Origin of the sequence: Rhizobium sp. NPDC090279 (genome assembly GCF_044769665.1) — a bacterium.
Lineage (GTDB): Bacteria > Pseudomonadota > Alphaproteobacteria > Rhizobiales > Rhizobiaceae > Rhizobium.
This window is the reverse complement of sequence record NZ_JBIVYI010000006.1, coordinates 139345-157450: the sequence shown is the minus strand read 5'-3', so window position 1 is coordinate 157450 and position 18106 is coordinate 139345. Positions and strand designations below refer to the sequence as shown.

General features: G+C 59.0%; 16 protein-coding genes. 10 read left to right on the top strand and 6 right to left on the bottom strand.

The window, feature by feature from the left end:
* Positions 1–520 precede the first annotated feature (520 nt).
* From ACIQWP_RS16505 to ACIQWP_RS16465, 9 genes are all read left to right on the top strand, one after another.
* Positions 521–1726 carry a capsule biosynthesis protein gene (locus ACIQWP_RS16505; RefSeq protein WP_402789034.1) on the top strand — a complete coding sequence of 402 codons (1206 nt, stop codon included), beginning with the start codon at positions 521–523 and terminating at the stop codon, positions 1724–1726.
* Entirely contained in the window at positions 1723–2457 is a 735-nt protein-coding gene (locus ACIQWP_RS16500; RefSeq protein WP_402789032.1) for an ABC transporter ATP-binding protein, read from the top strand. The genes ACIQWP_RS16505 and ACIQWP_RS16500 overlap by 4 nt, the downstream gene beginning before the upstream one ends.
* Before the next feature lie 661 nt (positions 2458–3118).
* The gene (locus ACIQWP_RS16495) at positions 3119–4126 is read left to right on the top strand and encodes a helix-turn-helix transcriptional regulator (RefSeq protein WP_402789030.1); all 1008 of its coding nucleotides are present in this window, start codon (positions 3119–3121) and stop codon (positions 4124–4126) included.
* Between the two features lie 57 nt (positions 4127–4183).
* Positions 4184–5356, top strand: a complete 1173-nt coding sequence (locus tag ACIQWP_RS16490) for a polysaccharide biosynthesis/export family protein (RefSeq protein WP_402789028.1) — start codon at positions 4184–4186, stop codon at positions 5354–5356.
* A 128-nt stretch (positions 5357–5484) separates the two neighbouring features.
* Entirely contained in the window at positions 5485–6348 is an 864-nt protein-coding gene (locus tag ACIQWP_RS16485; protein WP_402789026.1) for an FkbM family methyltransferase, read from the top strand.
* Between the two features lie 34 nt (positions 6349–6382).
* On the top strand, positions 6383–7714 hold the full coding sequence (locus tag ACIQWP_RS16480) for a glycosyltransferase family 4 protein (RefSeq protein WP_402789024.1): 1332 nt from the start codon (positions 6383–6385) through the stop codon (positions 7712–7714).
* Between the two features lie 15 nt (positions 7715–7729).
* Positions 7730–8785 (top strand): hypothetical protein, encoded by a 1056-nt coding sequence (locus ACIQWP_RS16475; RefSeq protein WP_402789022.1) that lies wholly within the window; start codon positions 7730–7732, stop codon positions 8783–8785.
* Between the two features lie 240 nt (positions 8786–9025).
* On the top strand, positions 9026–9757 hold the full coding sequence (locus ACIQWP_RS16470; protein ID WP_402789880.1) for a response regulator: 732 nt from the start codon (positions 9026–9028) through the stop codon (positions 9755–9757).
* A complete protein-coding gene (locus ACIQWP_RS16465) occupies positions 9754–11019 on the top strand; it encodes an ATP-binding protein (RefSeq protein WP_402789020.1) in 1266 nt (421 codons plus the stop codon). Before ACIQWP_RS16470 ends, ACIQWP_RS16465 begins: the two co-directional genes overlap by 4 nt.
* A 621-nt stretch (positions 11020–11640) precedes the next feature.
* Here the strand turns inward: ACIQWP_RS16465 and ACIQWP_RS16460 are convergent.
* The 5 genes from ACIQWP_RS16460 to ACIQWP_RS16440 form a co-directional block, all read right to left on the bottom strand.
* Positions 11641–13119, bottom strand: coding sequence for an efflux transporter outer membrane subunit (locus ACIQWP_RS16460; RefSeq protein ID WP_402789877.1), 1479 nt, complete (start codon positions 13117–13119; stop codon positions 11641–11643).
* A 255-nt stretch (positions 13120–13374) separates the two neighbouring features.
* A complete protein-coding gene (locus ACIQWP_RS16455) occupies positions 13375–14025 on the bottom strand; it encodes a hypothetical protein (RefSeq protein ID WP_402789018.1) in 651 nt (216 codons plus the stop codon).
* Positions 14026–14258: 233 nt separating this feature from the next.
* Positions 14259–14420 carry a hypothetical protein gene (locus ACIQWP_RS16450; protein WP_402789016.1) on the bottom strand — a complete coding sequence of 54 codons (162 nt, stop codon included), beginning with the start codon at positions 14418–14420 and terminating at the stop codon, positions 14259–14261.
* A gap of 82 nt (positions 14421–14502) precedes the next feature.
* The gene (locus ACIQWP_RS16445) at positions 14503–15354 is read right to left on the bottom strand and encodes a helix-turn-helix domain-containing protein (RefSeq protein WP_402789014.1); all 852 of its coding nucleotides are present in this window, start codon (positions 15352–15354) and stop codon (positions 14503–14505) included.
* 69 nt (positions 15355–15423) lie between these two features.
* Positions 15424–15651 carry a DUF1127 domain-containing protein gene (locus tag ACIQWP_RS16440; protein ID WP_402789012.1) on the bottom strand — a complete coding sequence of 76 codons (228 nt, stop codon included), beginning with the start codon at positions 15649–15651 and terminating at the stop codon, positions 15424–15426.
* 228 nt (positions 15652–15879) lie between these two features.
* On the opposite strand from ACIQWP_RS16440, the gene ACIQWP_RS16435 reads away from it, so the two are divergent.
* Positions 15880–17025, top strand: a complete 1146-nt coding sequence (locus tag ACIQWP_RS16435) for a M24 family metallopeptidase (protein ID WP_402789010.1) — start codon at positions 15880–15882, stop codon at positions 17023–17025.
* Between the two features lie 21 nt (positions 17026–17046).
* Here the strand turns inward: ACIQWP_RS16435 and ACIQWP_RS16430 are convergent, their stop codons facing one another.
* Positions 17047–18105, bottom strand: a complete 1059-nt coding sequence (locus ACIQWP_RS16430) for an ABC transporter ATP-binding protein (protein WP_402789008.1) — start codon at positions 18103–18105, stop codon at positions 17047–17049.
* Position 18106: the final 1 nt, after the last annotated feature.

Sequence of the window (18106 nt, the reverse complement as noted above, 5' to 3'; positions counted from 1 at the left end):
GCCGATACGAGTTTGCCGAGGCTGCGCCATGCAACAGCGGCGCCGAGCCTGCCTGAGAGGAAATTCAAGGAATATCGGCAAAGCCGGCCGAATGGCGGCAGGTTGCCATGACCGTCCTGCGCAGAATTCCTGCCGACATGCTTCGAGGTGCCTCCGAGCGTTCTCATTCCGAATTCCTTGGACCAGCAATGAGGGAGAAACGGCTAATCGAATGGCAGTTATTGCCGCCACAATTCGCGCTCGCCATACGGATCGCGTCGCCGAAGTATTAATTACGACAGAAGCCAAATTATTCTTGTTTCTGTATGTAAAAATTTCCATGGCCCGGAATTATATTTGACTTTCAAAGGATATATGGGAATCTCTTGCGAAGTAAATTGCTATCGAAACCGTCGTACGCATTGCCTGGCCGGCGATCCCAAATGATGGAAGGCGGCGGGAGGCAGGAGGCTGGTCGGAGCTTCTGAAAGGCTGTTGTGGAATGGTTTCGGCCATTCCGAGAGAGATTTGATGGTCCCAGATGAGTCGCATCGAGAACAACAAGGAATTTACTGATTTCATTCGGCTGGTGGATGCGCGCTCGTCCGGCGTCGTCATCGGTCGGCCAGTCTCCTGGCCCTATTCCATTGCGCGATGGGCACGATCGCAAGCGTTGCTGTTGTTGATTGTCGTCGTTCCCGGCCTGCTCGGGGCGGTCTATTACGGCTTCATATGCGCCGACCAGTATGTTTCCGAAACGCAGTTCGTCGTGCGCAGCCCCAACAGGAGTGCCGCGGGGCTGCTCAGCGGCTTTCTTCAAAGTACAGGGTTCGTTCGCGCACAGGACGATAGCTATATCGTCACGGAGTTCATCAAGTCGCGCGCCGCCGTCGATGCCTTGGTGAAGCGGGACGATCTCAAGGAAATCCTTTCCCGTCCGGAAGGAGACATTCTCAGTCGTTATCCGCTGCCTTGGGCTGAAGCCAACAACGAGGAGCTGTATCAGCATTACCTGCGTTTTATCACTGTCCGCACCGATAGCGGTAGTGGCGTGACGACGCTGGAGGTGCGCGCTTTTCGGGCCGAAGATGCCTATCGCTTGGCCAATGCCCTGGTTCAGCACGCTGAGGAGCTCGTCAATCGCCTTAACGACCGCGCCCGCGAGGATGCTATCCATTATGCACAGATCGAGGTGAACGACAGTCAAGCCAGGCTGTCCGATATGCAGAAGAGCCTGACGGACTTTCGCAACCGCGAAGCGCTCGTCGACCCCAACAAGCAATCGTCCGCTGCTCTCGACATGATCGCGCGGCTGTCGGACGACCTGGCCGACAACAAAGCGCGTCTCGCAGCGCTGGAGGAGCAGGCACCGCAAAGCCCGCAGGGCGAGGGGCTTAGAGCGCGCGTGGCGGCGATAGAGCATCAGATCAGCGACGAGCGGGCGCGCATCGTCGGCAGCGACGGCTCGATGGCGCCACGCATCGCGCAATATGAACAGCTGCTGCTGGAGAGGGAAATGGCAGCCAAGATGCTGACATCGGCAACTGTTTCCCTGGAAAACGCCAGGATCGATGCGCAGCGGCAACAATTGTATCTGGAGCGAATCGCAGATCCGAATTTGCCCGACCATGCGCTCTATCCGAAACGTCTTGGCTCGTTTCTGATGCTGCTTGCGATTTGCTTCGCCACTTTCTGGATCGTGCGCTTCTTCATGATCCAGGTGCATGAGCACGCAGCCCAGCAATGACCAATATTCCCTCCAGTCTTGCGCCAATCGCACTCTCAGGGACTGAGGTATCGAACGCTCAGGCTCCCTGGCAAGAGGATGGCATTGTCGGCGTGTTCAATCTGGTCAAGGAGTACGAAGTGAATGGGCGGATGCGCCGCGTGCTCGACGGCGTGACATTCAAGATAGGCCGCGGCGAGAAGATCGCTGTCCTCGGTCACAACGGAGCGGGCAAATCGACGCTGGTCCGCATGATCGCCGGAATAGAGGAGCCGACTTCAGGCAAGGTCGTGCGCAACATGTCGATGTCGTGGCCCATTGCCTTGAGCGGCGGCTTCGGCGGCTCGATGACCGGCTTCGACTGCATGCGGTTCCTGTCGCGCATCTATGCCAAGCCATTCGACGAAATTCGCGATTCGGTTGAGGATTTCAGTGAGCTCGGCCGCTATCTGCGCATGCCGCTCAGGACCTATTCTTCAGGCATGCGGGCACGACTGGCCTTTGGCATGTCACTTGCCATTGATTTTGATTGTTACCTCATTGATGAGGTGCTGGCCGTTGGCGATAAACGCTTCCAGTTGCGTTCTTTCGAAGAGCTCTTCGTCAAGCGCAAGGATCGCTCGATGATCATTGTGGGACATAATCTCAATGTGATCGGTGACTTGTGCAAGTCGGCGCTTGTGTTGAAAAATGGCCGCGGTCGTGTCTTTGACGACATAGAGGCGGCGTTTCGCATCTACTCCACATTGTAGATTCAACGGTATGCGGTTGTGTGCATCGGCAACAGTACTGTGCGCCATTTTTGCAGAATTGACACAATATCGAATTGCAAAGGGCTAGGCCTCGATGCCGGGCGCGGCCTGGCCGACATGGTGACGTCGGCATCGCAGGCTCCTGCGCATGTTCCCGGCTAAGCCTCGTGATGTGTTGGAGAAATTGAGACAAATCCGACCGTTCAATTGCCTCCTCATGGTTAGGTCCGGTCGGCCCTATCGATTCGTCGCCTTGCCTATGAGCCCTATGGTTGCAACCGGTGCCCGGCAAGTCGTGCCGCATAAATTAGTAACTACTTCTGCAACCAATGCCAGTAAACGTGTCAGATATAGTTGCCGGCACCGATGTATTTTGTCCAATACCGTCGTTCGGGAAATTCGCCGCGCGATCACGCCACAAAGAAGTAGGATTCTGTATAACATCGTCACTATATGTACTGTCGCACTAAAATTCATCGTGCTAATTTAATAATTAATAATGCAACTTACGCTGAGCAACCCCGCACGTTTGGGGGTGCCGCCGGCACAAGACAATGGAGTCGTCGTAACGAACGCTAGAAAGATGTGGCCTAGATGGAAATCACGTGTTAGCGATGGCTAATATGCAACCTGGGATTTTGAGTAGGATTAGCGGATGGCGATGTTTGAAAGAGTTGTCGAGCAATGCGTTGGTACTTTCGAGGTCTATACCCGCGATGCAATTGTTCGCAATCTCGACGTGCTTGAGCCAAACTGGAAATGGACGGTTCCCTCGGAAACCACCGGCGACTATTCCTTCAAATTCAGCAAGCAACCTCTCCAATCTGCCTCGATCATAAGCGCCGAGCATTCGGCTGGCCTGGAAGGGATCGCAAAACAGGATTTGCCGCGTGTCAGCATCGTATTCGTTCTGGCCGGAGAAATAGAAATCAACCACCGGCGGATGCACAGATCCTTGCGCATTCCCGCCAACAATGTCGCCAGCATCAGCGACCGCGCAGGTAAACGGCTGGAGATCAAGCCGCGCAGCTCCTGGCTGTTGTTTCAGGTACCGGAAGCGGTAATCCGGCAGCATTTCGAGGAATTGACCGGCAAGCCCTACGTGCAGGAGTTCGCACTGGCACCGGTGAGCTTCCGCCAAGGCGGAGCGCAAGGGCTCTATCAAACGCTGCGTCAAGCCGAAAAGGACCTGACGACCGCGCGCCAGACCGAGCGCATGATGCTCGCCAAGGCCTATAGCGAGCTCCTGTTGGTCAAGCTGTTCGCCAAGCTGCCGCATAATCTGTCCGACGCGTTCAATCGCGGCACGCTGGAAAGCGCGCCGCGGCAGCTCCTCAGAGCCGAGGCATTCATGCGCGACAATCTGCACAACGCCATCATGCTGGAAGATCTTGCGAGTGCCGCAAACTGCAGCCCGCGTGCATTGCAGCGCATGTTCAAGACCTATCGGGGCGATACGCCGATGGGAATACTCTGCAACTATAGGCTGGCCGCCGCACATGGCGCCATCAAGGGTGGGCAGGCCGAAAGCATCACCGATCTTGCCATGAGCCTGCAATTCTCCAATCCCGGGCGTTTTTCGGTTCTCTACAAACATGCCTACGGCTCCAGCCCTTCGTCGATCCTTCGTTTTAGCCGGGAGCGTAGCGACGATGCCGGAACGGCCTAGCCTGCTTGGCACGATGGTGCCGCATCAAAACTGCCTCCATGCCATTCAGGATCGTCGATGCCGTTGAAGTTCGGATTATTGTGCGTTCTCGCCTGCGTTCTTACGGGCTGTGCATTACCGGAGGCCGGACCCAAGGCCTCCCGCATATTGGAAGAGGCGGCGGCGCGCACCATGCCGCCATTCGCGCTGGTCGACGTAACGTCGACGGCTATGGTCAGGAGCGTCGCCAGGCCGGAGGCCAGCTTCGCGGCCTATTTCGGCGAGGGTGCGCGCGATCCCGGCCTGAGGATCGCCGTTGGCGATGTCGTCTCCGTCAGCCTATGGGAGGCGCCACCTGGAAGTCTGTTCGGGACGGCGTCCAATGCTTCCGGTCAGCAGCAGGCGACGGGTAGCTCGGTTATGATCCCACCGCAAACCATCAACAGCGACGGGACGATCAGTATCCCTTATGTGGGGCGCATCAATGCGGTCGGTCGGACGCCCGCTACCGTCGAACGGGCTGTCATCTCGGGTCTTACTGGCAAGGCGGTGCAGCCGCAGGCGCTGGTGACGGTGCAGCAGAGCGCCTCGAATACCGTGACCGTCACGGGGGAGGTCGCCGGCGGCGCCCGTGTCCCGCTGTCGCCGGCCGGCGATCGCGTGCTTGATGCCATCGCCGCAGCCGGTGGATTGCGCGCCGGTGTCAACGACAGCGTTGTCTATCTGACGCGAGGACGCCGCACGATGAACCTGCCCTTTACCGCGATTGTTCAAAATCCGCGGGAAAATATCAGATTGCGGCCCGAGGACGTGGTCACCGTCGTCCGTGAACCCGTCACCTACACGATCCTCGGCGCATCGGGCCAGAATGGCGAGGTGCCCTTCAGTGCCCAGCATTTGACCATGGCGAACGCCGTGGCGCGTGCCGGAGGATTGCAGGACAGTAGGGCCGATGTCTCAGGCGTCTTTCTTCTCCGCTACGAGCGGCCTGACGTTGCTCGCCGCATCGTTGCTCCGAACAATCCGCTGCTTCGCAGGGGCGGCCCCGTTCCGATCGTCTATCGGTTCAATCTGAAAAACGGCGCCACGCTGCTCGCCATGCAGAACTTCGAAGTCCAGCCGCGCGATATCATCTACATCTCCAATGCGTCCTCGATCGATTTCCAGAAATTCATGGGCCTCTTCCAGGGCGTCACCGGGACAGCTCTATCGGCGGCATCGGTCGGCATAACGGCGGCTACGGCAAACTAAGGGCATTGCACGGAGAGATCGAAAGCGGGGCAGGAGGCGGACGATCGTGCTGCGGATCGAGAGGGAATTTCATGATGTTGCCCGGCTTGCGGACTGCATTGCAGGCATGCTGGACCGAGAGAGGTAAAATGAGTTCTTCGGCACTGCTACATCTTCACGAGCTAATGGCCTTCGACCGACATCAGGCCGAGACCGCCATCTTGCAGCGGGTAAGCAGTGCCTACCTCGGAAACCATACGGCCCTGGTCCGTGTGCTCGGCCGCTACAAGCTCTATGTGGACACACGCGACAGGGGGTTCGGGTCTCATGTCCTGCTGGACGGTTTTTGGGAGATCTGGCTGACCTTGTTTTGCGCGCGCAACGTCAAGCGCGGCATGACCGCGATCGATGTCGGTGCGAATTTCGGCTATTATTCGCTTCTGCTTTCCGAGCTCGTGGGGGTCAAGGGCGAGTTGATTGCGGTCGAGCCCAACCCGCATGCAGCTGACTTCTTGCACCGCAGCGTCGAGCTCAATGGACTGCTCGGGCGCACACGAATTGAAAAATTGGCGCTCGGTTCCGCGATATCGGGCGAGGCGTCTCTTTACGTTCCCCATAGCGAGCCGAAGAACGCGCTGATCGTCGCCGAGACGTTTCAGCCCCGCGCCGAGGATGGCGCGGTCGTCAAGGTTCCCGTGACGACCCTCGATCGATTGAGCTCTTCCTGCGCGCGCGTCGATTTCATAAAGATCGACGCGGAGGGGGCGGAGGAGGTCATTCTCGAAGGAATGAGCGAGACCATTGCCCGTCACAAGCCGATGCTCGTGGTCGAATTCAATCCCGCCCGCTATGCCGACGCGCGCGGCTTCATCGAGCGGCTTGCCGGCATTTACGGGTCGCTGCGGCGCCTCGATTTCAGCGGTGAAGCCGTTCCCATCACCGGCGAGGACCTGCTCTCGAAATACGGGGCCGACGACTCGCTGCTCGTCCTTTCGCGTGACAGGCCGGCTTGAGAGCAGCCTGCGGTTTCCAGATGCTGAAGGAGAGATGAGAGTGAGCCAGACGATCCTTTACGACGGTCTCAATCTTTCCCTGAAGAAGGGCACCGGTGTTGCGACCTACACCCGCGGCCTGATGTCGACGGCACAGTCGCTGGGCTATCAGACGGGGGTGGTTCATGGAATACCGGGAAACGTCCCGAAGGACCCTGTGTTGCGGGAGGTGCTGCTGTTCGACGACGCCAGCGCCCGCGTTCCCGGTGCAGTCGCGATTGCAAGGCGCTGGCTGCGGCGGCGCATCGCCGCCCCGTTCGGCGTCAGGCCGGTTCCGATTCCGTTGAGCGGCACTGTCATTCTGAAATCGCTCCAATCGCAATTCGGTACCTCTGACGCGGTCTATGCAGCCAATGATCTGTTCCAGCTCGCGCGCTATCACTTCAAACGCTACGGTAACAGTCTCACGATGAAGTTCGAGACCCAGCCGGATCTTCTCCATTGCACCTATCCGATGCCGATCGTGGCGAAGAGGGCGCTGAACGTCTACACGATCCACGATCTGGTGCCCTTGCGGCTGCCCTATCTGACCGAGGACGACAAGCGCTATCACTACAAGATGCTGCGTTCACTGGTGCGGCGCGCCGATCATATCGTGACCGTATCCGAAACCTCGCGCGCCGATATCATCAAGGTTCTCGGTGTCGATGAGGCGCGCGTCAGCAACACCTATCAGGCCGTCCATGTGCCCGAGCGGCTTCGCGACAAGCCGGCCGACGTGGTCGCCGATGAGATCGCCGGCATCTTCCATCTCGATTGGAAGGGCTATTTCCTCTTTTTCGGCGCCTTCGAACCGAAGAAGAACATCTCGCGACTGATCGAGGCCTATCTCGCCGCGAAGACAGCCAAGCCGCTCATCATCGTCGGCGCTCCGGGATGGAAGGGTGCGGAAACGCAACAGCTGATCGATGACGACCGCTTTCGTTTCTATCTTCGCGCTGAGGACCGCATCGTGCCGCAACGGCAGATCCAGCGCTTCGACTTCGTGTCTTATCCTTTGCTAATCAGCCTGGTCAGGGGAGCGCGCGCGGTGCTGTTCCCATCGCTCTATGAAGGCTTCGGCCTGCCGGTGCTTGAATCCATGCAGCTCGGAACGCCGGTTCTGAGTTCCACGGAAGGATCGATCCCCGAGATAGCCGGGAATGCGGCGCTGCTGGTCGATCCCTATGACACCGAGGAGATGCGCAAGGCGATCGTCAGTCTGGATCAGGACGACGGGCTATGCGCCTCCTTCGCCAAGTCCGGCCCCAGGCAGGCCGCGCGCTTCTCACCGGATCGATATCAACAGAAGGTGGGCACGCTTTATGACACCCTCCTCAACGGATAGCTGGAGGAGCTGGCCATGACCATCCTCTTTGCGTTCGGCATGCCAGGGGTCATGTCCTCCTGGGGCGTTGCCGCGGTTCACGCTCTGGCCCGCGAGGCCTTTGGCGACTATACGATCATCACAACCGATACCGTCGAGGATCTCAGGCAGCACGTCGTGGCGCAGTCGGGTATGCACGCAGTTCTCGTTTCGCAGTTTCCCGAACCCAAGCTTTCGGAACTCATCCTCCGGGTCAACGTGCCGTTTCTGTTGTTTCTGGAGGACCCCGTCGACGCGGTGTCCTACCTCGCTCGTGCGACCGAGCAGCGGGATATCGGTTTGGTCCGGGTCGTTTCCGCGAGCCTTGCCTGCCTTGAGCCGCTGGCGAACGCCTCGGGGGCGTTGATCTTGCGCCGCAATGACATCGATCAAAGCGGCAGCATAGATCTGCTTCTGAAAACTATAGACCGGCATTTCAGCACGGATCTCAAACTGGAGCAGATAGCAAATGCTCTGCTGCATGTCGGCATGATGCCTTCCGGTCAGCCGTTGCCTGCAGAAGCGCCGAAACTGGAGGAGGCTGCGGCGGCGGTGATCGCAGGATATCTGACGCCGCAGGAGGCGGTGCCGGAGGTGAGCGAAGCGTTGCGCGAGACCGCAAGGAAGGTTCTTCGCCCCCTGGAGTTCGGCCACTCGGAAACCTCGGGCGCGACCATCTTCTGGCCGCAGGAGACATTTCTGTCGGGCGACAGTTTGGGGCAGGCCCTGGATGAGCTTGTCGACCTGACCGGCGGTGCGCGCTGCCTCATCTACGGTCCCTATCTTCACCTTCCGACGGGTCGTTGGAATGCGAAATTCATTTTCGAAGTCGACGAGGACTGTCACGGGCAGATCTTCACCGTGGAAATTCATGCTGCCGAATTGCTTGGCAGGCTACGCGTATGCCCGGAAGGTACCGGCTCTTTCCAGGCGGCCGTACCGGTCGATGTCGTTGATCCGCGTGCGCCGATCGAAATTCGATTGATGATGGACAGCGGCGCCATCGAAGGGCGGCTCTCCGCCTGGAGCGTCGAGTGGCTGCGCGCCGCCTGATATCTGGAAGCGCGGATCTCTTCGACAACGACCAGTTTGAGCGGAGTTTTTCGTCTCGCCGATACATCGCTCCCTGCGGACTTGGTGTTCCCCGCATTATTTTGTTACCCAACATTTCCAATGCCGGGAAATTTGTAAACCAGTGTTTCTCGGCTCTAAATTTCCGTATTGGCGCCGCAAAACCCTTCTTTTCAGAGAAACCATAGTTTGTATAAGTGTTGAGAAAACGGAATGAAACCTATGAACGCGAGCGCCACACCCGATATTCTGATAGTCGACGACGATCACGAAATACGTTCGCTCCTGAGCCGATACCTCGAGGAGCAGGGTTTTCGCGTATCGACGGCAAGTGACCTCCGTGGTTGTAACGATGCGCTCAACCGACGTCAGCCCGATCTCCTCGTTCTGGATGTCATGCTTCCCGATGGGTCGGGCCTCGATCTTTGCCGCGATCTGCGGAACCGTCGGCCTCGGGTGCCGGTTATTCTGCTGACCGCCTTGAAGGAAGACATCGATCGCATTCTCGGTCTTGAGATCGGCGCCGACGACTATCTCGGCAAGCCGTTCAACCCGCGTGAACTCGCCGCACGCATCCGCGCCGTCCTGCGCCGTACGAACGAGGATTCGTCGCCGGAGCCCGAGCAGAGACGTTATCAGTTCGCGGACATGACGCTCGATCCGCAACTTCGTCGGGTCAGCAGAGACAGCGGCGAGGTGATTTCGCTGACGGGCGCCGAATTCGACCTTCTCAAGGCCTTCCTGGAGCGTGCAGGCCGGTTGTTGTCGCGCGATCAACTGCTCGACCTGACACAGGGGCGAGATCGCGACCCCGCCGACCGCTCCATCGACGTTCTGATGAGCCGCCTGCGCCGCAAGCTCGGTGAAACCGCCGAAGAGCCGATCTTCCGGACGATCCGCAACGGCGGCTATCAGCTGGTTGTCCCAGTCATAGCTGTTAAAGGCGACTCATGAGATCGCTTGGCGCGCGTCTGGCGCTGCTTCTGATGACAGCCATCGTCCTGGTCGTCATTTCCTCATCCTTCGTGGCAAGCCTTGTCATGCGCGGACCGCGACCGGATATGACCGTCGAGCGCATGGCCCGACAGCTTTCCATTCTTGCAACCTTCGCGGAAAAGGATAGGGCGACGGCGGCTGCGGCGGGATTGGTCGTCGCTCCGATGCCGGCGGAAGGCGAAGGCGACGAAGAGCTGTCCCGCTTTCTGATGGAAGCGCTGCTTCGGATTTCCGGCATGCGACAGGCAATCATAGCGCGGCAATCGACGGGCGAAATGATCGCATCGCTTAAGTTGTCCGACGGCAATTGGTTGATTATGCCGATGCCGCAACACGGTCCGCCGCCGGGAGGATGGAAGATCCTCGTCGGATGGCTTGGTCTCATCATCATTGGTAGCGTGCTGGTTTCCATCTTTGCCGCTTCGAAAATCATGAAACCCCTGCGTCTGCTGGAAGAGGCGGTTGCCGCAGTCAATCCTGACGGCACCCTGCCACATGTAGCCGAAAGTGGCCCGGGTGAAATTCGTGCGACCGCGCAGGCGCTCAACGGCCTGTCCGCGCGGGTGAAAGCTGCCACTGAAAGCCGCATGCGGCTCGTTGCTGCCGCCGGACACGACCTGCGAACGCCGATGACGCGGATGCGCCTGCGGGCGGAATTCATCCGTGACGACGAAGAGCGGCGCAAATGGCTTGCCGACCTCGAGGAACTCGATCGGATCGCCGACAGCGCCATAGGGCTGGTTCGGGAGGAAATTTCCAAGGACAGTCTGGAGCAGGTCAGGCTCGACCGGATCGTCGACGATATCGTCATGGAGCTGAAGGCGATCGATATGAATGTCGCGAGCGGCGAGCTGGAGCAGGCGACGATCTGCGCAGGCCCGCTCGCGGTCACCAGAGCCTTGCGAAATCTGCTCATCAATGCGGCAACGCATGGTCAGTCGGCGACGGTGACGGTGACGCACCTTGGCAGCAGGGCAGTGGTGCGCATTGTCGACACAGGTCCCGGCATTCCCGAGGATCGGCTCAATCAGGTGTTCGAGCCCTTCTTCCGAATAGACATCGCAAGACAGAGATCGTTTCCGGGCGCCGGCCTTGGCATGGCCATTGCGCGTGAGATCATCACCCGATTCGAGGGGGAGATCACGGTGCGGAACCGCCAGCCGCGCGGGCTGGAGCAGGTTGTGTCGTTTAAAAATGCCGAGGCCAAGGTCGCAGGCTAACGCGCGGCACAAACCAAATCATCGCCGCATCGCAGCCTGGCTGTGCCGGAATGCCGAGGTCAACTCACCGCACATTTGCGTGATAAAGCAGGCTTTACTTGCATAGAATTCTCGAAAATTCTACGCAAGACAATATAGATAGTAATATTGTAGATTTTTCTAAATAAAGTGACAGCGGCGGAAAAGCCGAGACATTAAATTTCGCAAAAATGCCTTGTTTCAGCAATATTCGGAAATGTTGACGCCGGTAACTGATGTAAAGTTGTGGTCGATCAGCAGCTTGGCTCGAGCAGGCTTTGATCGCCCCGCATACCCGGCTTCGCCATGACGCCCCCAACACGAATGGCGAAGCCGGATTGCTTCATTCAGCCTGATTGGCATTTTCCCAAACAATCATAATCTTTTAGCGGCGATATCGTGCTATGGACGCGGCTATAGTGCGCCGGCTAATGGTGTTTCTCTCCGCCAATGGTGCAGCAATATCTGCGCGTCAAACATGTTCGGAATTCAAATCTCTCGATCCGAGCAGCCGCGATTGATCGATCAATCGTCCCGGGACTGGTCGGAGCGTATATTGAGGCCGCTCGGATTGACGGTGGCCACAATGTGGCGGCGGCGCAATTATTTGGCTTTGGCCAAGTGCGGGCCTGTGTCTGTGTCTACAACCGCGGGGGTAGACGCGTCGACCTGCCCAGCCCAACCACCACCCAATGCCTTGTTGAGCGCAATGTAGTCGGTAGCGATCGAAGCTCTGCTTTGAATCACACTTTCCTCGGCGCTATAAAGCGAACGTTCGGCGTCCAGCACATCGAGAAAATCCTCGATGCCGGCTTTGTTCAGCGTGCGCGAGAGGTCCGAGGCCCGGCGATAGGAACTGCTTGAGGAGACCAGCTTGGCGTACTTCAATCGCTCTTGGGTCAGCGACACAACAGCATTTTCGACATCTTCCATAGCGGACAGCACGGCGGCCTGATAGGCGATGAAATATTCGTCGCGCTGAGCCTTGGCGACGTCGACAGCCGCCTTGAGCTGGCCGCCCTGGAAAATTGGCACGGTCAACGTCGGGCCGAATGTCCAGCCGATCGAGGATTTCTTTGCCAGATCGCCGATATTGGCGGCCGACGACGAAATATCGCCCGTGAGGGAGATCGAAGGATAGCGGCTGGCTTCGGCCTGGCCGATCTTGGCGGTATATTGCGCAAGCTGCCGTTCGGCCAGACGGACATCCGGCCGCGAGACGAGAACATCGGCGGGAATGCCGATCGAGACATCCATCTTGGGGCTTGGAATTGGGTTGCCCGCCTTGAGCCGATCCTCCAGCGCGGACGGTGGCTTGCCCAGCAGGACGCCCAGGCGATGGACAGCTTCCGAATAGGAGATCTGGTAGGTCGGGATATCCGCCTCCGTGCTGCTGGCAAGCGCATCGGCCTTGGCGGTGTCGACGCCGGTCGCGCTGCCTGCCTGATATTCCTCATGGGTGAGGGCCGCACTCTTGCGCTGCGATACGGCCGTGCGTTCGGCCAGATCGCGCAGCGCCTGATATTCGCGCGCCTGGACGTAGTAGGATGCGACATCGCCGATCAGGGTCAGCATGGTGTCGCGCAACTGCTCGTCTGCAGCATCGACGCCATATTTTGCTGCCTCTGCCGCGCGTTTGTTGCCGCCGAAGAGATCAAGTTCCCAGCTGGCATCGAAACCACCCGTGTACAATGTGGAGAAGGTCGAATCGGTCGTGCCGCCTGCCGCAGCAGATGTGAGTGTGCGTGTCCCTGATGCGGTTCCCGACACCGTCGGCAGCAATGCGCCCCTCTGCTCCCGATAGGTGGCACGCGCCTCGCGGATCTTTGCCTTGGCTGTCGCGACATCGAGATTGCTGGCAATCGCTTCTTCGATCAGCGCATCAAGCGTCGGATCTTTGAGCTGCTTCCACCATTGCGACAGTTGCGGAGGATGCGGGGACTTGCTTTCGTCCTTGCTGCCCCAATGGGCCGGCATGGCTAGGTCAGGTGTGTGATAGTCCGGTCCGACGACGCAACCTGTCAATGTCCCTGCGAATAACACTGCAATGGCAATATTCGACAATCCCGTGTTCGAATGCAAACATACCGGCAAGATTTTTATCCTGGCTTGTTGATCTTGTGCGCTGGCCCTGACCGGGAGCCGAAAGGCGACGCTCAAACGCAACTAGTCCGGGAGCGCCGGGCGGGGCGTTCCCGGACTGTTCGGCCCTTTGATGGGCCGCTCCTTCCAACCAATTGCGGCGTCCGGGGGGATCTCAATTGGCAGGAGGCGGAGAGGAAATGGTCTGTCATGACGAGGCGGCCGGGTTTCCCCGGCAACGGCCTCGCTCGTCGATCAGCGGAACGGGTGGGGGGGAGGGATGAGCGATTGCTCCGCATCTTCCAGCTTTGCGAGCTGGTCGGCAGTCAGCACGTTGCGCAGAGCCAGTGCCTTGTCCTTGAGAACCTTGGCCTTGGCGGCGCGATCGAGTACGCGATCAGCCATCCGTTCTCCGAAGAGTTGGGTTGGTGAGCCGCCATCATGATCGGTCTGAGGGGCGGCGGCCTCATTTGCATCCGCCGGGCCGGGCTGCTCGTGTTTTACAGGCGGCAGGAAGTCCATCAGCGCGCTGGTGTAGTCCCTCCAGGCGTCGAGCTGGTTGCTGCGGATGCCGATCATCGTTTCGAGCGCCGACAGTTTGCCCGCAATCATCAGCGCCGGATTCGGTCCGTGCGGGAAGCCGGGCGGCATGGGCATGCCGCCACCAAAGGCCATCATCGATCGCTCGGAGAGACGGCCGCCTTGGGGATACCAGCTGGGTGATGGGGTGTGGGCCGAATCCGGCTGCGCGATCTCGGCATCTGCTGGCATCTGCGGGTCAGACGCGACGTCGGGACCTGCTGCGTAAGCCGAAGCGGCCGCGCCGCCAATTGCCGTTATCAATAAAGTTGCGACAAAAAGTCGTTGTCTCATAATCAATGCCTTCGCTACGAATAACTGCTGCAAAGGCTAGGGCGTTCGTATGAATACAATACGTCGCTATATTTCCGAACGTTTCCTGGAAAGGGAATATTGCGAACGAAGTTTGCTGATTGCCTGGTGGCAATACTTCATTACAATTTCCTTTATTGTACATTTGCGGGGTTGCTCTTGTGGCGCAACAACGACAGGAGGTCGCCGATGGCACGTTGCAAACGGAGGGAACTGTTGTTTGGCTGCAGGTCCCTCCGCTCCTTTCGCTATTCCTTGCCGCCGGAGGCCGCTGAAGTCGATTGATCCGCCTCTTTCAAGGCGGCCGCGCATTCCTCGCAGCAGACTTCCACCGATTTGCCGCCGAGATTGACCTTGATTGTCTCGGCGCCCAGCTCGCAGTCGCAGGCGGCACATGTGGTTCTCTTCATTTCATGATCCTTTCCCGATTGGTCCCCTTGCCGGGGTAGGATCATGAAAGCATCGATCGCCGCATAGGCGCTGTCAGAATCTTTAGCGAGTCGCGTAATGCTTCGGCTTCAATTGCGCAGAACGCTGGAATTCCCCCGGCGTCAGCCCGTAGGTCTGTCTGAAGACGGCGCTGAAATGGCTGTGGCTGGAAAAGCCGAGATCGAGCCCGAGCATGGTCAGGTCGTCATAGGAGCCGAGTAGATCGAGTGCGCGCGCGAGCCGCAGCCGCAACTGATATCGATAAAGCGGCACGGCTTCGACCTGTTGGAAGACCTGCGTCAGATAGACCGGCGAGACGCCGACCTCCTTGGCAATTTCCGCAAGCGTCCAACGTCGGGCAAGATCCGAGGACAGGACGAGTTTTGCCCGGTCGACAAGCCTCTGCCGGCCGAAACTCGCGCCGGCTTCATGCGACGTGCGCTCGCCGAGGGAGCGGCGGACCAGGGTCAGGGCCAGCGTTTCAGCTTCCAGGCTTTCGGCTATATTGCGGCTGAGCCCATGCCGAAGCATTGCGACGAGCGCCTGGGCACGCGGGTCTATGCGTCGACGCTGGCGGTGAAAGATGACGCTTTCGCCGGATTGGAGCTGCTCCTTCGGTGCAAGTTCGCGAAGGACTGTCTCGTCGATCATGAGATCGAGGCAGGAATCGCCGCCATCGACGGGATGGCTGATCCGGTATTCCTGTCCGTGATTGAAGAACAGCATCTGATTGGCTTCCGCAACGACGTCGTTCTGGCCGACATGGCGCTTGAAGACACCGTGATAGGGATAGACGAGGCTTGTCCTATGGGCACATTCCTCGTCGCTCTTATGCCGGCATTCGCCATTGCAGACGACATCGCGGATGAGGACTGTTTTCGTTTTCAGCAGCAAGGCTGTCGAAATCTGTGACATGCCGAAATCCCCATCCCAGCGCCGAAGCCCATCGCGCCAGGCAAGCTTAGCACGTCCCGTGCCGTGTTTTTAGTAGCGGCTGTAAACATGGACGTCGCTTCCATTCTGGCCGCGGGAGAGCCCGATATCCTTCAACTGATCGTCCGACAGTTCCATAAGAGCGTTGCGGTTCCTGCGTTCGGCCATCTTGCGCCTAAACAGACGTGCAATGTTCATCATCGCCGAAAGACGCGAGCGCCGGGTTTTGTGGCGGACGCGGGCTCGTTCGGAAGACATTAAGGTGTTTGCGGCTTGCATGACGATACTCCATCGTTTGTTTTGATGGAGGCAGTGAACCACCGGGACAGCATTCGCGCTGTCAGATAATTTAGCGATCGAACATGGTGGCAGTCATTTGCGAGGTGGTTGCGGCCTATCTGTATTTTCTTTGTCGACATACGCCAGACAGGAGCGATAGTGTCGGCGCCGTTCCGTCCGGTGCGGGGATGAATGCTCGCAAGGCGAAGTTTATAGAGGAGAGTAGCAATGTCGTGGCAACATACGGTACCTCGGATCACCGAGGAGGAAAGACTGCAACGTCTTTCGCGGCTTCGCCAGCTGCTCGATGCGCAGGGGCTTGCCGGCATGTTGCTCGGGCCGACCGAAAGCCTGCGTTATTTCACCGGGCTCGTCTGGCACGCGAGCGAGCGTTTTCTGGGCGCACTGGTCACGCCGACGGGGCTCCATTACATCGTGCCGGGGTTCGAGCGCAGCCGGGTGGAAACGCTGCCGCATCTGCCGGCCGAAATCCTCGAATGGCAGGAAGAGGAGAGCAGCGCGGCATTGATCGCCCGCGTGCTCGGAAACACAGGCACCCTGGCGCTTGACGACAATATGCCGCTTTACTTCTACAATGCGTTGGCGGCAGAGCTTGGAGCTGAAAGGCTCGCCAATGGCGGACCGATCATCAACGGTTTGCGCCGAATCAAGTCTCCGGCCGAAATCGCGCTCATTCAATATGCCATGAACCTGACGCTTGATGTGCATAGGCAGGCTCGCGCCTTGCTCAAGCCGGGAATTCGCGCGTCGGAAGTGGTGGAGTTCATCGACAGGCGCCATCGCGAGGTTGGTGCCCATGGCGGATCGAGCTTCTGCATCGTGTCCTTCGGAGAGGCGACATCGCTGCCGCATGGCGCCAATGGCGACCAGACGCTCGGCGAAGACGATGTCATTCTGGTGGACACGGGTACTCGCATCGACGGTTATCATTCCGACCTGACGCGGACATACAAGCTGAAGAGCGGCGACAGCGCTTTCGAAGATGCCTGGGCAATCGAGCGGGAGGCGCAGCAGGCGGTCTTCGACGCCGCAAAGCTGGGTGCTACCTGCTCCAGCCTAGATAACGCAGCGCGCGCCGTGCTGGCGAGATATTCGCTGGGTCCCGACTACAAGCTGCCGGGATTGCCGCACCGCGCCGGTCATGGCCTTGGCCTGGAAATTCACGAAGAACCCTACATCGTGCGTGGCAATGCGACGGTACTTTCGGCCGGCATGTGCTTTTCGAATGAGCCCATGATCGTCTTTCCGCAAAAGTTCGGTATCCGTCTCGAAGACCATATCTATATGGCGGCAGATGGGCCGCGCTGGTTCACGCAACCTTCCAGCGGGCCGACGGAGCCGTTTGCCAGCTGAGAGCTTTTGAAGGGGCGGCCGTCAGGCCGCCCTTTTTCCGTCTTCGTCAAAGACGTGCAGGTGCTGCGCCGGGAAGGCGACGTTCACCTGCGTGCCGGCGCTGAGAGCGCTGCGATCCAATGTGAACACCTTGAACGGCAGGCCGTGCAGCGAGAGATGCAAGATAATGCCGAAGCCCGTGGGCTCGATGAGTTCGACATTGGCGGCCATGTCTGACGGATTGGAGGACAACACGACATGCTCCGGGCGGATGCCGAGGGTAACCTTCGTACCCGGCGCCAGTTTCGGCGACTCAGGAAGCGAAACGAGCGTGCCATCCTTGAGCTTGACGCCATTCGCCTCACAGGTCGCATCGAGAAAATTCATGCCCGGCGACCCGATGAAGCCGGCGACGAAGAGATTGGCGGGGCGGTCGTAGAGTTCGAGCGGGCTGCCGACCTGCTGAACCACCCCGCCATGCATGGCGACGATCCGGTCCGCCAGCGTCATCGCCTCGATCTGGTCGTGGGTGACGTAGATCGAGGTCGCCTTCAGGTCGCCATGCAATTTCTTGATTTCGGCCCGCATCTGCTCGCGAAGGCGAGCGTCGAGGTTCGACAAAGGCTCGTCGAAAAGGAAGGCCTTCGGCTGGCGCACGATGGCGCGGCCCATGGCGACGCGCTGGCGCTGACCGCCGGAAAGCGCCTTCGGCCGACGTTCGAGCAGCGGGTCGAGACCAAGCTTGGCCGCGGCGTTGGCGACGGCTTTGGAGATGCTCTCCTTCGCCATCTTCCGCAGCCGCAGGCTGTAGCTCATGTTGCCGGCGACATTCATATGCGGGTAGAGCGCGTAGGATTGGAAGACCATGGCGATATCGCGGTCTTTCGGATGCAGCTCGTTGACGCGGTTGTCCGCTATACGGATTTCGCCGCCGCTGATGTCTTCGAGGCCGGCGATCATCCTCAGCAGCGTGGACTTGCCGCATCCGGAGGGGCCGACGAGCACGACGAACTCGCCGTCCTTGATCCGAAGGTCGATGTCGTGCAGCACCTGCACGTGGCCGTAGGCCTTCTTGACGTTCTGAATATCGATCGATGCCATT

What these genes read in the sequence shown, in the direction of transcription:
- ACIQWP_RS16490 (WP_402789028.1), top strand. Translation starts at nt 4,184, where the DNA reads ATGCCGTTGAAGTTCGGATTATTGTGCGTTCTCGCCTGCGTTCTTACG.
- ACIQWP_RS16430 (WP_402789008.1), bottom strand. Translation starts at nt 18,105, where the DNA reads ATGGCATCGATCGATATTCAGAACGTCAAGAAGGCCTACGGCCACGTG.
- ACIQWP_RS16465 (WP_402789020.1), top strand. Translation starts at nt 9,754, where the DNA reads ATGAGATCGCTTGGCGCGCGTCTGGCGCTGCTTCTGATGACAGCCATC.
- ACIQWP_RS16470 (WP_402789880.1), top strand. Translation starts at nt 9,026, where the DNA reads ATGAACGCGAGCGCCACACCCGATATTCTGATAGTCGACGACGATCAC.
- ACIQWP_RS16500 (WP_402789032.1), top strand. Translation starts at nt 1,723, where the DNA reads ATGACCAATATTCCCTCCAGTCTTGCGCCAATCGCACTCTCAGGGACT.
- ACIQWP_RS16495 (WP_402789030.1), top strand. Translation starts at nt 3,119, where the DNA reads ATGTTTGAAAGAGTTGTCGAGCAATGCGTTGGTACTTTCGAGGTCTAT.
- ACIQWP_RS16485 (WP_402789026.1), top strand. Translation starts at nt 5,485, where the DNA reads ATGAGTTCTTCGGCACTGCTACATCTTCACGAGCTAATGGCCTTCGAC.
- ACIQWP_RS16445 (WP_402789014.1), bottom strand. Translation starts at nt 15,354, where the DNA reads ATGTCACAGATTTCGACAGCCTTGCTGCTGAAAACGAAAACAGTCCTC.
- ACIQWP_RS16450 (WP_402789016.1), bottom strand. Translation starts at nt 14,420, where the DNA reads ATGAAGAGAACCACATGTGCCGCCTGCGACTGCGAGCTGGGCGCCGAG.
- ACIQWP_RS16475 (WP_402789022.1), top strand. Translation starts at nt 7,730, where the DNA reads ATGACCATCCTCTTTGCGTTCGGCATGCCAGGGGTCATGTCCTCCTGG.
- ACIQWP_RS16480 (WP_402789024.1), top strand. Translation starts at nt 6,383, where the DNA reads ATGAGAGTGAGCCAGACGATCCTTTACGACGGTCTCAATCTTTCCCTG.
- ACIQWP_RS16505 (WP_402789034.1), top strand. Translation starts at nt 521, where the DNA reads ATGAGTCGCATCGAGAACAACAAGGAATTTACTGATTTCATTCGGCTG.
- ACIQWP_RS16440 (WP_402789012.1), bottom strand. Translation starts at nt 15,651, where the DNA reads ATGCAAGCCGCAAACACCTTAATGTCTTCCGAACGAGCCCGCGTCCGC.
- ACIQWP_RS16435 (WP_402789010.1), top strand. Translation starts at nt 15,880, where the DNA reads ATGTCGTGGCAACATACGGTACCTCGGATCACCGAGGAGGAAAGACTG.